Origin of the sequence: Kitasatospora sp. NPDC028055 (assembly GCF_040637885.1) — a bacterium.
Lineage (GTDB): Bacteria > Actinomycetota > Actinomycetes > Streptomycetales > Streptomycetaceae > Kitasatospora.
Map to the genome: position 1 here is coordinate 1 of NZ_JBEZXE010000088.1, position 15777 is coordinate 15777.

The window sequence follows — 15777 nt, forward strand, 5'->3', positions numbered from 1 at the left end:
GGTGGATGCCGTGGTGTTGCCAGGTGCGGGCGAGGCTGACCATGAGGGCGAAGAGGGCGGGTTGGATGACGTCGACGCGGTTGAGGTCGGGGGCGCCGGGTTCGGATCGGAGGACGTCGAGGAGGGACCAGCCGGTGTGGGGTCGGAGGGCTTGGTCGCAGGCGTGGAGGTGTTCGGCGAACACGGGTGAGGTGTCGAGGAGTTGGAGGCCCATGCCGGGCCATTGGGATCCTTGGCCGGGAAAGACGAAGACGGTTTTGCCGGGTGTGCTGGTGCCTTGGACGAGGTGGGGGTGGGGTTGGTCGGCGGCCAAGGCCGTGAGCGCGTCGAGGAGTTCGTCACGTGTGGTGCCGTAGGCGGCGGCGCGGTGGGTGAAGGGGGTGCGGGTGTCGAGGGTGTGGGCGATGTCGTGGGGGGTGAGGTGGGGGTGGTGGTGGAGGTGTTGGGTGAGGCGGCGGGCGTGGTCGCGTAGTGCGGTGGGTGTTTTGGCGGACAGCCGCCAGGTGACGGGGGTGTCCGCGGGTTCCGGTGTGGGGGCCGGTTCCGGTGTGGTGGGGGCTTGTTCGAGGATGACGTGGGCGTTGGTGCCGCTGATGCCGAAGGAGGAGACGGCGGCGCGGCGCGGTCGGCCGGTGCGCGGCCAGTCGCGGCTTTCGGTGAGGAGTTCGACGTTGCCGGCGTCCCAGTCGATGTGGGGGGAGGGTGCGTCGACGTGCAGGGTGCGGGGCATGACGCCGTGTCGCATGGCCTGGACCATTTTGATGATGCCGGCGACGCCGGCGGCGGCCTGGGTGTGGCCGATGTTGGACTTGATGGAGCCGAGCCAGAGCGGGTGTTCGCGGTCCTGGCCGTAGGTGGCGAGCAGGGCCTGGGCCTCGATGGGGTCGCCGAGTTTGGTTCCGGTGCCGTGGGCTTCCACGACGTCGACGTCGGCGGTGGTGAGTCCGGCGTTGGCCAGGGCCTGGCGGATCACCCGCTGCTGCGCGGGGCCGTTGGGCGCCGACAGCTGACTGCTGGTCCCGTCCTGGTTGACGGCGCTGCCGCGCAGCACCGCGAGGACCTGGTGGCCGTTGCGCCGGGCGTCGGAGAGCCGTTCGACCAGCAGCAGGCCGACGCCCTCGCTCCACACCACGCCGTCGGCGGCGGCCGCGAAGGACTTGGAGCGCCCGTCGGGAGCCAGGCCGCGCTGCCGGCTGAAGCCGGTGAACGCGACCGGGGTGGCCATCACCGTGACCCCGCCGGCGAGGGCGAGGTCGCACTCGCCGTTGCGCAGCGACTGCGCGGCCAGGTGCAGGGCGACCAGCGACGAGGAGCACGCCGTGTCCAGCGTGACGGCGGGGCCCTCCAGGCCGAAGGTGTAGGACAGCCGCCCGGAGGCGACGCTGCCCGCGCTGCCCGTGACCACCTGACCCTCCAGTCCCTCCGGCATCCGTCGCAGGCGCGACGCGTAGTCGCCGTACATGACGCCGGTGAAGACGCCGGTGCGGCTGCCGCGCAGGGCCTCGGGGTCGAGGCCGCCGTGCTCGAAGGCCTCCCAGCCGGTCTCCAGCAGCAGCCGCTGCTGCGGGTCCATCGCCAGCGCCTCGCGCGGGCTGATGCCGAAGAACGCGGGGTCGAAGTCGGCGGCGTCGTCCAGGAATCCGCCTTCCCGCACGTACGACTTGCCGGGTGCGTCGGGGTCCGGGTCGTACAGGCCGTCGACGTCCCAGCCGCGGTCGCGCGGGAAGGGGCCGATGGCGTCGCCGCCGGAGGCGATGAGGCGCCACAGGTCCTCGGGCGAGCGCACGCCGCCGGGGTAGCGGCAGGCCATCCCGACGATCGCGATCGGTTCGGCTGCGGCCTCGGTGTGCTGCTGGAGCTGCCGTCGAAGGCGCTTGTTCTCCAGCAGTGACGTGCGCAGCGCTTCGACGACCTTCTCGGTAGGCATGTTCATCGTCGGCTCCGTCGGTTCTGGGGTGGTCACGAGTCGGTGTCGGTGAGGGCGATGCGGATGAGGTCCTCGACGTCGGCGTCGAGGAGGTCCTGTTCCTCGTCGTCCTCCTGCGCGGTCCGTCCGGGGCCGTCGGCGCCGTCGGCCAGGCCGAGGACGGCGTCCAGCAGCCCCGCTCGGCGCAGGCGCTCCGGCGTGACCGACGCGATGAGCTTGCGGAGTGCCGCGTCGGTCGTCTCGGTCACGTCGGTCGCGTTGGCCGGGCCGGCGGGGACCAGCAGTTCACGCAGACGGGCGGCGAGCTGGCGCGGCGTCGGGTAGTCGAACAGGGTGGTGGCCGGCAGCCGCCGGCCGACGGCGTCGCTCAGCCGGTTGCGGAGCTCGATGGCGGTGAGGGAGTCGAAGCCGAGTTCCAGGAAGCCGCGGTTGAGCTCCACGGCGGCGACTCCGGTGTGCCCCAGGGTGACCGAGATCTCCTGGCGGAGGAACTCCAGCAGCAGGTCGGTCTGTTCGGTCTCGGCGCGGCCCGCCAGGCGCTGGGCGAGCGACGGTCCGGCCTCGGCGTCGCGGCGGGCGCGCGGGGGGCCGGCCAGCGTGCGCAGGATCGGGGGCAGGGTGCCGGCCTCGGCCTGGGCGCGCAGGGTCGGCGGGTCGATCCGGAGCAGGAGGGTTGTGGCACGGCCGTCGTGCAGGGCGGAGTCGAACAGGGCAAGGCCCTGTGCGGCGTCGAGGGGCAGCATGCCGCCACGGCCGATGCGGGCCCGGTCGGCTGTGCCGAGGCCGCCGGCCATCGTCCCGTCGGTCGCCCACATCCCCCAGGCGAGGGAGGAGGTGGGGAGGCCGCGGGAATGCCGCTGTTCGGCCAGCGCGTCCAGGAAGGCGTTGGCCGCCGCGTAGTTGCCCTGGCCGGCGCCGCCGAGCACTCCGGAGGCGGAGGAGAACAGCACGAAGTGCGTGAGGTCCAGGCCCTCGGTGAGCTGGTGGAGGTGCCAGGCCGCGTCGGCCTTGGGCCGGAGGACGGTGGCGATCCGGTCGGCGGTGAGGCCGGGGAGCGTCGAGTCGTCCAGGACGCCCGCGGCGTGGATCACCGCGGTGAGCGGGTTCGTGACGGGCACTGCGGCGAGCAGGTCCGCCAGCGCGTCCCGGTCGCCGACGTCGCACGCCGCCACGGTGGCCTGGGCGCCGAGCCCGGTCAGTTCGGCGAGCAGTTCCTCCGCTCCCGCCGCGGCGCGGCCGCTGCGACTGGTGAGCAGCAGGTGCCGGACGCCGTGGGCGGTGACCAGGTGCCGGGCGATCAGCGCGCCGAGTGCCCCGGTGCCGCCGGTGACGAGGACCGTACCGTCGGGGGCGAACGGCGTGGTGCCGTCGCCCACCGCGCCGGACCGGTCGGTACGGTGGGCGGCCCCGGCGTCCTCGGTGCCGGCCCGGGTCAGGCGGGCGGCGTAGGCCGTCCCGTCCCGCAGCGCGAGCCACGGTTCGCCGGTGAGCAGCGCGGCGCGCACGGCCCGGGCGGAGGCGTCGGTGCCGTCGGTGTCGACCAGGACGATCCGGTCGGGATTCTCACTCTGTGCGGCGCGGACCAGGCCGCCGACGGCCGCGCCCGCGAGGTCGGCGACGCGGTCGCCGGCGACGGCGGACACCGTCGAGCGGGTGAGGACGCCGAGCCGGGAGTCGGCGAACCGGTCCTCGGCGAGGAAGGCCTGGAGGACGCCGAGCACGTGTCCGGTCGCCCGGCGCGCGGCCTCGGCCGCGTCGGTGCCTGCCGGGTCGGTGCCCGCCGGGTCCGGGCCTTCGGCGGGGACCCGGGTGCAGTCGAGGAGCAGCAGGGCCGGCGCGGCGGTGTCCGGGGCGGTCCCGTTCACCGGCCGGTCCACCACGGCCTCCAGCAGGGCGCCCACCGGGGCGACCGGGGCGCCCGCGTCGTCCGACGGCGCGGGCAGTGCGACCTCGGTCCATGCGAGGCCGAACCGCGACCTGGACCCCTCGCTCCCCGCCGCGCCGAACTGTCCGGGCGCCAGGTTCCGGACCGACAGCGACTCGATCGAGGCGACCTCGGCGCCCCGGTCGTCGGTCAGCCGCAGCGCGAACCCGGTGCCCGCCCGGGTCAGCCGTACCCGGAGGGTGCTCGTGGCGTCCCCGGACACGCTGACGCCGGCCCAGGAGAACGGCACCGGCACGCCCTCGGCGCGGTCCACGTCGGTGTGGACGTACGCGAGCGTGTGCAGGGCCGCGTCCAGCAGCGCGGGGTGGATCCGGAAGCCGGACGAGGGTGACCCGGTCAGCCGGACCTCGGCCAGTACCTCGTCGCCGTGGCGCCACACCGTGCGCAGGCCGCGGAAGGCGGGACCGTAACCGAGGCCCAGGCCCGCCAGCAGTTCGTAGATCTCGCCGACGTCGGCGGGTTGCGCGCCGGGCGGGGGCCAGGCACCGTCCGGGGTCGGGGCCGAGGGGGCGGCGGAGTCCGCGGGGACGGCCGGGACGGGGGCGAGGATGCCCTGACCGTGGCGCGTCCATCCCTCCTCGGCCGAACCTGTCGGCCGGGAGCGGATGACGACGCTCCGTCGGCCGTCGGCGTCGGGCGCACCGGTGACCACCTGGAGGTGGACGGCCCCGGTCTCGGGCAGGACCAGCGGGGCGGACAGGTCGAGCTCGTCGACCCGGCCGCAACCGGCCCGCCCGCCCGCGTACAGGGCCGGTTCGACCAGCGCGGTGGCGGGGACGACCAGGCTGCCGTGGACGGTGTGGTCGGCCAGCCAGGGCTGGGCCTGTGCCGAGATCCGCCCGGTGAACAGGAAGCCTCCGTCGGGCAGTTCGGTCCCGGCACCGAGGAAGGGGTGGGTCGTCCGGTCCAGGCCGAGTCCCGCCGGGTCGCCGGAGTCGGCGGGCCGGCTGAGCCAGAACCGCTCGCGTTGGAACGGGTAGGTGGGCAGGCCGTCGGCCGGCCGGGCACCGGGCAGCAGGGCCGCCAGGTCCACCGGCACGCCGTGCAGCCGTGCCTGGGCCAGCGCGGTGGCCACCGACTCCGGTTCGGGCCGGTCCTTGCGCAGCAGTGCGCCGACCAGCGGCCGGGGGTCCAGCTCGGGCAGGCAGTCCGGGGTGATCGAGGCCAGCGCGTCCGAGCCCAGTTCCAGGTAGGCGCGCACCCCGGCGGCGTGCAGGGTCGCGATGCCGTCCGAGAACAGCACCGGCCGCAGCACCTGGTCGACCCAGTAGTCGGGCGACGTCATGGTGCCGGGCTCCACCACGGCGCCGGTGACGGTCGACACCACGGGGACGGTCGGCTCGGCGTAGCGCAGCCGCTCGGCGGTCTCCCGGAGGGCGGCCGTCATCGGCTCCATCAGCGGCGAGTGGAAGGCGTGGCTGACCAGCAGCCGCTTGGTCCGGCTGCCACGCCGGACCCACTCGTCGACGACCGCCATGACGGCGACCTCGTCGCCCGACACCACCGTGCCGGCCGGGCCGTTGACGGCGGCGATGCCGACCGCGTCCTCCCGGCCGGCCAGCGAGGCGCGCACCTCGTCGGCGCCTGCGCCGATTGCCACCATGGCGCCGCGGCCGGCGACCTCGTGCATCAGCCGGCCGCGCACGGCGACCAGGGTGCAGGCGTCGGCCAAGGACAGGACGCCCGCGACGTGCGCGGCGGCGAACTCGCCGACCGAGTGCCCCATCAGGTAGTCGGGGGCGACGCCCCAGCTCCGCAGCAGCCGGTAGAGGGCGACCTCCAGGGCGAACAGCGAGGGCTGGGTGTAGCGGGTCTCGTGCAGCAGATCCTCCTCGGCGCTCCCGGCGGGCGCGAACATCAGCTCCCGCAACGGGCGGTCGAGCAGTCCGTCGAAGTGCGCGCACACCTCGTCCAGCGCGCGCCGGAACTCCGGGTGGGCCGCGTACAGGCCGCTGCCCATCCGGGCCCGCTGGGAGCCCTGGCCGGAGAACAGGAACGCGGTCGCGCCGCGCTCCCCCGCACCGCCCCGGACGACGTGCGGCGCGGTGCCGCCCGCGGCGAGGGCGTCCAGCCCGGAGAGCAGGTCCTCGCGGGTCCGGCCGACCACTGCGGCCGCCCGTTCGAACACCGACCGGGAGCCGAGCGCGCGGGCGAGGTCGGCGGGACCGTGCTCGGGGTGCTCCCGAACGAAGTCGCGTACCCGGGCGGCGTGTTCGGCGAGGGCCGGGTCCGTCCTGGCCGACAGCAGCCAGGGCACCACCGGGGCGGGAACGGCGGGCTCGACGGCAGCGGTCGAAGCCGCCGAAGCCGCCGAGGCCGTCGAAGCGGGCGAAGCGGGCGGACTGGCGGGAGCGGTGGCCGTCCCGGGCAGGTCCTCGGCGGCGGGCGCCTCCAGGACGACGTGCGCGTTGGTGCCGCTGATGCCGAAGGCGGACACCCCCGCGCGGCGCGGGCGGCCGTGGTCCGGCCAGGCCCGTTCCTCCCGCAGGACGGCGACACCACCCGACGCCCAGTCCACGTGCGGCGACGGTGTGTCGGCGTGCAGGCTGCGCGGCAGTCGGCCGTGCTGGATCGCCTGCACCGTCTTGATGACGCCGGCGACCCCGGCGGCCGCCTGGGCGTGCCCGATGTTGGACTTGACCGAGCCGATCCAGAGCGGCCTGTCGGCCGCCCGGTCCTGCCCGTAGACCGCCATCAGCGCCTGGGCCTCGATCGGGTCGCCCAGCGGCGTCCCGGTGCCGTGCGCCTCGACCGCGTCCACGTCGGCGGGTGCGAGGCCCGCGTCGGCCAGGGCCTGGCGGATGACCCGCTGCTGGGACGGGCCGTTGGGCGCGGTGAGCCCGTTGGAGGCGCCGTCCTGGTTGACCGCCGTCCCCCGGACCACGGCGAGCACCTGGTGCCCGTTGCGGCGGGCGTCCGACAGCCGCTCGACCAGCAGCAGTCCCACGCCCTCCGCCCAGGCGACCCCGTCGGCGCCGGCGCCGAACGGCTTGCACCGGCCGTCCGGGGCGAGCCCGCGCTGCCGGCTGAACTCGACGAAGGGGGCCGGGGTCGCCATCACGGTCACGCCGCCGGCGAGCGCCAGGTCGCACTCGCCGTCGCGCAGGGCGCGGACGGCGAGGTGCAGGCTCACCAGGGAGGACGAGCAGGCGGTGTCCACGGTGATCGCCGGGCCCTCGAAGCCGAAGGTGTAGGAGACGCGGCCCGACGCGATGCTGCCCGCGCTGCCCGTGCCGAGGTATCCCTCGTACTCGTCGACCCGGCTGTTCACCAGGCGCGCGCCGTAGTCGCTGTACATGACGCCGGTGAAGACCCCGGTCCGGCTGCCGCGGAGGTCCGCCGGGTCGATGCCGGCACGTTCCAGCACCTCCCAGCCGGTCTCGAGCAGCAGCCGCTGCTGCGGGTCGGCGGCCATCGCGTCGCGCGGGCTCATCCCGAAGAAGTGCGGGTCAAACCGGTCCGCGTCGTGCAGGAAGCCGCCCTCGCGGGTGTAGGACTTGCCGTGCCGTTCGGGCGCCGGGTCGTAGAGCTCCTCGACGTTCCAGTCGCGGTCGGCGGGGAACGGGCCGATCGCGTCGACCCCGTCGCGGACCAGCCGCCACAGGTCCTCCGGGGACCGGACCTCACCGGGGAACCGGCAGGCCATCCCGATGATCACGATCGGGTCGTCCGCCGCCGCCGCCGCCGGCCGGATCGGCTCCGCGGGCTTCGCCCGCTCGGGCGCCGTCCGGTCCCGGTCGGGCAGTTCGGCCCCGAGATGGGCGGCCAGCGCGGTCGGGTTGGGGTAGTCGAAGACGAGCGTCGCGGGCAGCCGCAGGCCCGTCGCGGCGGAGAGCCGGTTGCGCAGGTCGATGCCGGTCAGCGAGTCGAAGCCCAGCTCGTTGAACTCGCGGTCGGCGGGGACGCGGTCGGTGCCCTCGTGCCCGAGGACCGCCGCGACCTGGTCGCGCACCGCCGCCAGCAGCACCTGGTGCCGCCGCGGCCCGTCGAGGCCCTGGAGCCGCCGCAGCAGCGGGGTCCGCTCGGTCCGGCGGTGCGCGGGCGAGCCCGCCAGCGTCGACAGCACCGGCGGGACCGCCGCCGGGTCCGCCGCGCGCAGGGCGGCGCGGTCGAGGCGCAGCGCGAGCGGCACCGGGTGGTCCGCGGCGAGGGCGGCGTCGAACAGGCCGAGGCCGGCCTCGGCGGACAGCGGGACCAGCGCGGCCTGGCGGACCCGCCGTTCGTCGGCCGCCATCCCGCCGGCCAGCGTCCACGGGCCCCAGACCAGGCTGGTGGCCGGGAGCCCCAGGGCGCGGCGACGGTGTGCGAGGGCGTCGAGGTAGGCGTTGGCGGCCGCGTAGTTGGCCTGTCCGGGCGTGCCGAGCGTGCCCGCGACGGAGGAGAACAGGACGAAGGCCGCGAGCCCCGAGTCGGCGGTCAGCTCGTGCAGGTGCCGGGCGGCGTCGGCCTTCGGCCGGAACACCGTGTCGATCCGGTCGGGGTCCAGGTTGTCCAGCGCGGCGTCGTCCAGGACCCCGGCGGTGTGCACGACGGCCGTGAGCGGGTGCTCCTCGGAGATGCCCGCGAGCAGCGCGGCGAGCGCCTCGCGGTCGGCGGCGTCGCAGGCGGCGACGGTCACCTCGGCGCCGTACCCGGCCAGTTCGGACCGCAGTTCCGTCGCGCCCGGCGCGTCGGCGCCCCGGCGGCCGGTCAGCAGCAGGTGCCGGACGCCGTGCCGGGTGACGAGGTGGCGGGCGACGAGCGCGCCCAGGGCGCCCGTGCCGCCGGTGACCAGGACCGTTCCGTCCGGGTCGAGCGGGGAGCCGGCGGGGGCGGTCAGCGGGGCGGGGGCCACCCGCGGAGCCAGGAAGCCGCCCCGGCGCAGGGCCAGTTGGGGTTCGTCCAGGGCGAGGGCATCGGCGAGGGTCCGGGCGAGGCGGTCGTCGGCGGCGGCCTCGGAGCCGTCGTCGGGACCGCCGTCGGGACCGTCGTCGGGACCGCCTTCGAGGTCGAGCAGGACGAACCGCCCGGGGTGCTCGGCCTGCGCGCTGCGGACCAGGCCCCAGACGGCGGCGCCCGCCAGGTCGATGCCGGCCGGGTCGGTGCCCGCCGGGTCGGCGGCCTCGGGACCGGGGCCGGTGACGACGGCGCCCCGGGTCACGACCACCAGACGGGACCGCGCCGGGTGGTCCCCGACCGCCCACCGCTGGACCGTGTCGAGCACCCGGGCGACGGCCGCGCGAACCTCCTCGGGCCCGGCGTCGCCGGACGCCTCCACCCGCAGCAGGACCGCGTCGGGCGCGTCGGGTGCGTCGGCCGACTTCGGACGGGCCGCCACCGGGCTCCAGTCCAGCCGGTACGCCTCGTGCCGCCGCGCGCCGACCTCGCCGAGGGCCACCGCCCGGACCTGGAGGGCCTCCACCGCCGCCACCGGGGTCCCGTCGGCGTCGGTGACGGCCAGGGCCAGGGTGTCGGGCCCGGTTCGGGTCAGCCGGCTGCGGATCGTCGTGGCGCTCCAGGTGTACGGGTCGACACCGCGCCAGGAGAAGGGCAGCAGGACCTCCCCGCCGGTGTTCAGCGAGGGGTGGTCGGTCGCCAGCGCGTGCAGCGAGGCGTCGAGCACCGCCGGGTGCAGGCCGTCCGGGCCGCCGCCGGCCTCGGGGGCGTCGGCCTCCGTGTAGACGGCGGTGTCGTCCCGCCAGGCCGACCGCAGCCCCTGGAAGGCGGGTCCGTAGCCGACCCCGGCGTCGGCGAGCGTGTCGTACAGCCCGTCGAGGTCGATCGGCTCGGCGCCCGGCGGCGGCCAGGCAGTGGGGAAGTCCTCGAACGGCTCGGCGGGGCGGCCGCCCAGGGCCCCGGACGCGTGCCTGGTCCAGGGCCGTTCGCCTGCCTCGTCGCGGTGCCCGTGGGCGCGCGAGCTGACCGTGAGGGTGTGCAGGCCGCGCGCGTCCGGTGCGGACACCAGGACCTGGAGGTCCACGGCCCCGCTCTCGGGCAGCAGGAGCGCCGCCTCGACGGTGAGTTCGTCGATCCGGGCGTTCCCGGTGACCCTCGCCGCGTGTACCGCGAGGTCGAGGAAGACCGTGCCGGGCACGATCGCGGCGCCGTTCACGGTGTGCTCGGTGAGCCACGGGTGGGTGCTCCGCGACACCCGGCCGCTCAGCAGCCACCCGCCGCCGTCGGCCAGCGACGTCGCCGCCGCCAGCAGCCCGTGCGCGCCGGCCCCGGTGCCCGGGGCGGCGGGGGAGAGCTCGGCCGAGAGCCAGAACCGCCGCCCCTGGAACGGGTAGTTGGGCAGCTGCACCGGCTGCGGGGAGAACCGGGCGAAGAACGCCCGCCAGTCCACCGCGGCCCCGTGGAGCGCGGCCTCCGCCACGGCCGCGACCAGGGTCGACGGCTCCGGGCGGTCCCGGCGCAGCGCCGCGATGCGGTGGCTGCGGCGGTGGCCGGCGCCCGTGGGCCGGCCCGCGTCGACGCCCTCGTCCGTGGCCGCGGCGGTTTCGTCGGCGGTCTCGTCGGCGGTGCCTTCCGGTCCGTCCGGCACCAGCGCGGTCAGCGCCGCATCGGGGCCGACCTCGAAGAACACCGTGGTGCCCAGCTCGCGCAGCGCCTCCGTGCCGTCGTGGAACCGGACCGCCTCCCGCACCTGGCGCGTCCAGTAGGCCGGATCGGCCAGCTGCGCCCCGGTGGCGGGCCGCCCGGTGAGTCCGGAGACGACCGGCACCTGCGGCGGGTGGAACTCGAGGCGCCCGACGACCTCGGCGAACTCGTCCAGGATGCCGTCCATGTGCGGGGAGTGGAACGCGTGACTGACCCGCAGCGGGGTCGTCCTGCGGCCGCGCTCCGACCAGTGGGCCGCCACCCGGGCCACGGCCTCCGCGTCGCCGGAGACGACGGTCGACCGGGCGGTGTTGACGGCCGCGATCGAGACGGCCCCCGGGCCGGCGGCTTCCGCCAGCGACCGGGCGACCTCCTCCTCGCCCGCCCGGATCGCGACCATCGCGCCGCGCGCGGTCACCGACTGCATCAGCCGTGAGCGTTCGGCGACCAGCGTGCAGGCGTCGGCGAGGCCGAGGACCCCGGTCACGTGTGCGGCGGCGATCTCGCCGACCGAGTGCCCGAGCACGGCGTCGGGCCGCAGCCCCCACGACCCGAGCAGGCGGAACAGCGCCACCTCCAGGGCGAAGACGGCCGGCTGCCCGTATCCGGTCCGGTCGAGCAGCGCCGCCTCCGCCGTGCCCGCCTCGGCGAACATCACCGACCGCAGCGGCACGTCCAGAAGGGCGTCCAGGTGTGCGCAGACGCGGTCGAGTTCGGCGGCGAAGACCGGGAACTGCTGGTACAGCTCCCGGCCCATTCCGGGCCGCTGGGCGCCCTGGCCGGAGAACAGGAACGCCGTCCGGCCCGCCCCGGTCCGGCCCGACCCGGGGCGTACCCCGTCGGCCGTCCGGTCACCGTCGGCGACGGCCGCCAGGGCGGCGCGGAGCTCCTCGCGGGTGCGGCCGGTCACGGCGGCGCGGTGTTCGTGCAGCGGCCGGGCCGCCAGCGTGGCGCCGACGTCGGCGAGGGACAGGCCGTCGTGCCCGTCGAGGTGGGCGGCGAGCTGCCGTGCGTGTGCGGTCAGCGCGGCTTCGGTCCTGGCCGACAGCAGCCAGGGGACCACGGGGGGCTCCGCGACCTCGGCGACATCGGCGACATCGGCGACATCGGCGACCTTGGCGACCTCGGCGACCTTGGCGACCTCGGCGATGGCGTCGACGGGAGCGGGAGCGGGAGCGGGGTCCGGGACGGCCGCGGCCGCCGGGTCCCACTCCAGGATGACGTGCGCGTTGGTGCCGCTGATGCCGAACGCCGACACACCGGCGCGGCGCGGCCCCGAGGTGTCCGACCAGGGCCGGTCGGCGGTGAGGACCCGGACGCCGCCGGACTCCCAGTCGACGTGCGGCGTCGGCTCGTCCACGTTCAGGGTGCGGGGCAGGACGCCGTGCCGCATCGCCTGCACCGTCTTGATGATGCCGGCCATGCCGGCGGCGGCCTGGGTGTGGCCGATGTTGGACTTGACCGAGCCGATCCAGAGCGGCTGTCCGTCGGGCCGGTCCTGCCCGTAGGTGGCCAGCAGGGCCTGGGCCTCGATCGGGTCGCCGAGCGTGGTCCCGGTGCCGTGCGCCTCGACCGCGTCGATGTCCGCGGCGGTCAGTCCGGCGTTGGCGAGGGCCTGGCGGATCACCCGCTGCTGGGACGGTCCGTTGGGTGCGGTGAGGCCGTTGCTGGTGCCGTCCGAGTTGACGGCGCTGCCGCGCACCACCGCGAGCACCTGGTGCCCGTTGCGGCGGGCGTCCGACAGCCGCTCCAGCAGCAGTACGCCGACGCCCTCGCCCCAGGCGGTGCCGTCGGCGGCGGCGCCGAACGGCTTGCACCGGCCGTCGGGGGCCAGACCACGCTGCCGGCTGAACTCGACGAACAGCGTCGGCGTCGCCATGATCGCGGCGCCGCCCGCCAGCGCGAGTCCGCATTCGCCGTTGCGCAGCGACTGGGCGGCCAGGTGCAGGGCGACCAGCGACGAGGAGCAGGCCGTGTCGACGGTCATCGCCGGCCCTTCGAGGCCGAAGGTGTAGGCGATCCGGCCGGAGGCGACGCTCGTCGTCGAACCGGTGATCCGGTAGCCCTCGGCGTCGGTGCCGGTGGGACGGGCGCCGACCCCGTACTCCTGCGCGGCCGTCCCGATGAACACCCCGGTGGCGCTGCCGCGCAGCGACGCCGGGTTGATGGCGGCGTTCTCCAGGACCTCCCACGTGGACGTGAGCAGCAGCCGCTGCTGCGGGTCCATCGCCAGCGCCTCGCGGGGGCTCACTCCGAAGAACTCCGCGTCGAACTCGTCGGCGTCGTGCAGGAACCCGCCGTGCCGGGCGTAGGTCTTGCCCTGCCGGTCCGGGTCCGGGTCGTACAGCTCCTCGGCGTCCCAGCCGCGGTTGGTGGGGAACCCGCCGATCGCGTCGACGCCGTCGGCCACCAGCCGCCACAGGGCGTCCGGGGTCCGGACGCCGCCGGGGAAGCGGCACGCCATGCCGACGATCGCGATCCGGTCGTCCTCCGCTCCGCCCGCCGTCGCGGACGCGGCGCCCCCGTTCGCCGCCGCCGCGACCGGCGGCTCGGCGCCCAGCAGTTCGCTGTCCAGCCGGTCGGCGAGCGCGGCCACGGTCGGATGGTCGAAGACCAGCGTGGCCGGCAGCCGGAGCCCGGTCGCGGTGTTCATCCGGTTGCGGAACTCGACGGCGGTGAGTGAGTCGAAGCCCATGTCCTTGAAGCTTCGCGTCGCGTCCACACCGCCCGTTCCGCCCGGCCCGCCGTGCCCGAGCACCGCCGCGACCTGAGCGCCGATCAGGTCGGTGAGCGCCTCCAGCCGCTCGGCACCGCCCAGCGGGCGCAGCCGCCCGGCCAGGCCCCCGGCGGCGGCCGGCTCCGCGGCGGCCGCGGCGGCCCGACGCAGGGAGGGCCTGGCCAGGGTGCGCAGGATCGGCGCGACCGAGTCGTCCTCCGCGTCGATCGTGGTCGGCCGGATCCGGGCGAGCAGCAGCGGGGTGTGGTCCGGCACCGCGAGGGCCGCGTCGAACAGCGCCATCCCCTGCTCGGTGCCGATCGCCGCCGCGTTGCGGGTCAGCCGTGCGACGCCGGCGGTGTCCAGACCGGCTGTCATGGAGCTGGTCTCCGCCCACAGGCCCCACGCCAGCGAATCCGCGGGCAGCCCGCGGGAGCGGCGGTAGGCGGCCAGCGCGTCCACGAAGGTGTTGGCGGCCGCGTAGGTGGACTGCCCCGGGTTGCCGATGACGCCCGCGGCGGAGGAGAACAGCACGAACGACCGCAGGTCGAGGTGCTCGGTCAGCGTGTGCAGGTGCCAGGCCGCGTCCGCCTTCGGCCGCAGGACGGCGTCCGCCTGCTCGCCGGTGAGCGCGCCGAGCACGCCGTCCTCCAGGACCCCGGCGGTGTGCACGACGGCGGTGAGCGGATGTGCCTCGGGGACGTCCGCGAGCAGTTCCGCGAGCGCGGCGCGGTCGGCGGTGTCGCAGGCGGCGATGGTGACGTCGGCGCCGGCGGCCACCAGCTCGTCCCCCAACTCCGGTGCGCCCGGGGCCGCGAGGCCGCTGCGGCTGGTCAGCAGCAGGTGCCGGACCCCGTGTGCGGTCACCAGGTGCCGGGCGAGGTGCGCGCCGATCGTGCCGGTGCCGCCGGTGATCAGGACGGTGCCGTCCGGGTCGAAGGCGAACCCGGGGGCCTCCTCCTCGGGCCGGACGGCGACCAGGCGCGGGCGCAGGCAGGCGCCGTCCCGCAGCGCGACCTGGATCTCGCCGGACGCGACCGCCGTGCGCAGCTCCGCCGGCGAGGTGCCCGTGCCGTCCAGGTCGATCAGCATGAACCGGCCCGGCTCCTCCCACCAGGCGGCGCGGAGCATTCCCCACACCGTCGAGCCCGGAAGGTCCTCGATCGGGTCGCCGGGGCGGACGGCCACCGCGCCGCGGGTCAGCACGACCAGGGTGGACCCGGCGAGCCGCTCCTCGGCGAGCCACGCCTGGACCAGGCCGAGGACGTGACGGGCGGTGTCGTGCGCGAGCGCGGCCGGATCGGCGCCGGTCGGCGGCGTGGGGCAGGGCAGCAGGACGACGTCCGGTGCGGGTGCGCCGGCGTCCATCGCCCCGACCAGGTCGTCCAGCGTCGCGTGCTCCGTGAGCCCGTCGAGCGGCACGTCCAGGACCCCGTCGAGCGGCACGTCCGGACCGGCCGCGCCGCGTCCGAGCACCGCCCAGTTCCCGGCCCCGGGGGCCGGGGCGGCGGCGTCGGCAGGCTCCGCGCGGACCCAGTCCATCCGGAAGATCGAGTTGTGCAGCGGGTGCGGGCCCGCGAGCCGTCCCGGGTCGAGCTCCCGCAGCCGCAGCGACGGGATCGTGATGAGCGGCCGCCCGGAACCGTCGGCGATGTCGAGCGCGGCCGTGGTGTCGTCGACCAGCGTCGTCCGCACCCGCAGCGAGGTCGCCCCGGTCGCGTGCAGGGTGACCCCGGACCAGGAGAACGGCAGCCGGACGGGGGTCGCGGCGCCGTCCGCGCCGGTGCCGAGCGCCACCGTGTGCAACGCGGCGTCGAGCAGCGCCGGGTGGACGGCGAAACCGGCCGGATCGGCGTCCTCGGACAGCCGGATGTCGGCGTAGAACACGTCGCCGTCCCGCCAGGCCGCCCGCAGGCCGCGGAAGGTCGGGCCGTACAGGTAGCCGAGGCCGGCGAGCCGCCCGTAGAAGTCGTCCAGCGGAACGGGCTCGGCCCCGGCCGGCGGCCACGCCTCGTCGACCACCGGTGGCTCGGACCGGACGCCCTCCGCGATGGTGCCGACGGCGTGGCGCGTCCACGGCTGGTCCGGGTCGCCGGCCGGACGGGAGTGGACGGTGACGGTGTGGCGGCCGTCCCCCTCGGGTGCGGTGGCGACATGGAGACGGACCGGGGAGCCGTCGGGCAGGGTGAGCGGGCTCTCGAGGGTGAGCTCCTCGACGTGGGCACGGCCGAGCGTCCCGGCGGCGTGCAGCGCCATGTCGAGGAACGCGGTGCCGGGGAGCAGGACGGTGTCCTGGACGGCGTGGTCGGCCAGCCAGGGCAGCGTCGTGGTGGAGACCTGGCCGGTGAGGATCAGCCCGCGGCCCTCGGGCTGTTCGAGGCTGCCGCTGACCAGCGGGTGGCCGGTTGTGGTCTGCCCGGACCCGACCGACGTGGTGTTCGGCATGACCCAGTAGGTGTGGTGTTGGAAGGGGTAGGTGGGGAGGGGGGTGTGGTGGGTGGGGGTGGTGGTGGGTGTGGGTGGGGTGGTGGGGGTGTTGTGGGTCCAGGTGTGGGCGAGGGCGTGGGTGAGTTGGGTGGTTTCGGGGGTGTTGCGGCGGAGGGTGCCGGT

The 15777-nt window shown here is 76.0% G+C and carries 2 protein-coding genes; both read right to left on the reverse strand.

Annotated features, from left to right (window positions below; all coding sequences use genetic code 11):
- The coding region (locus AB0F71_RS39285; protein WP_360245935.1) for a type I polyketide synthase at positions 1–1927 on the reverse strand (1927 nt) is incomplete at its 3' end.
- Between the two features lie 32 nt (positions 1928–1959).
- Entirely contained in the window at positions 1960–15612 is a 13653-nt protein-coding gene (locus AB0F71_RS39290) for an SDR family NAD(P)-dependent oxidoreductase (protein ID WP_360245932.1), read from the reverse strand.
- Between the last annotated feature and the right edge of the window lie 165 nt (positions 15613–15777).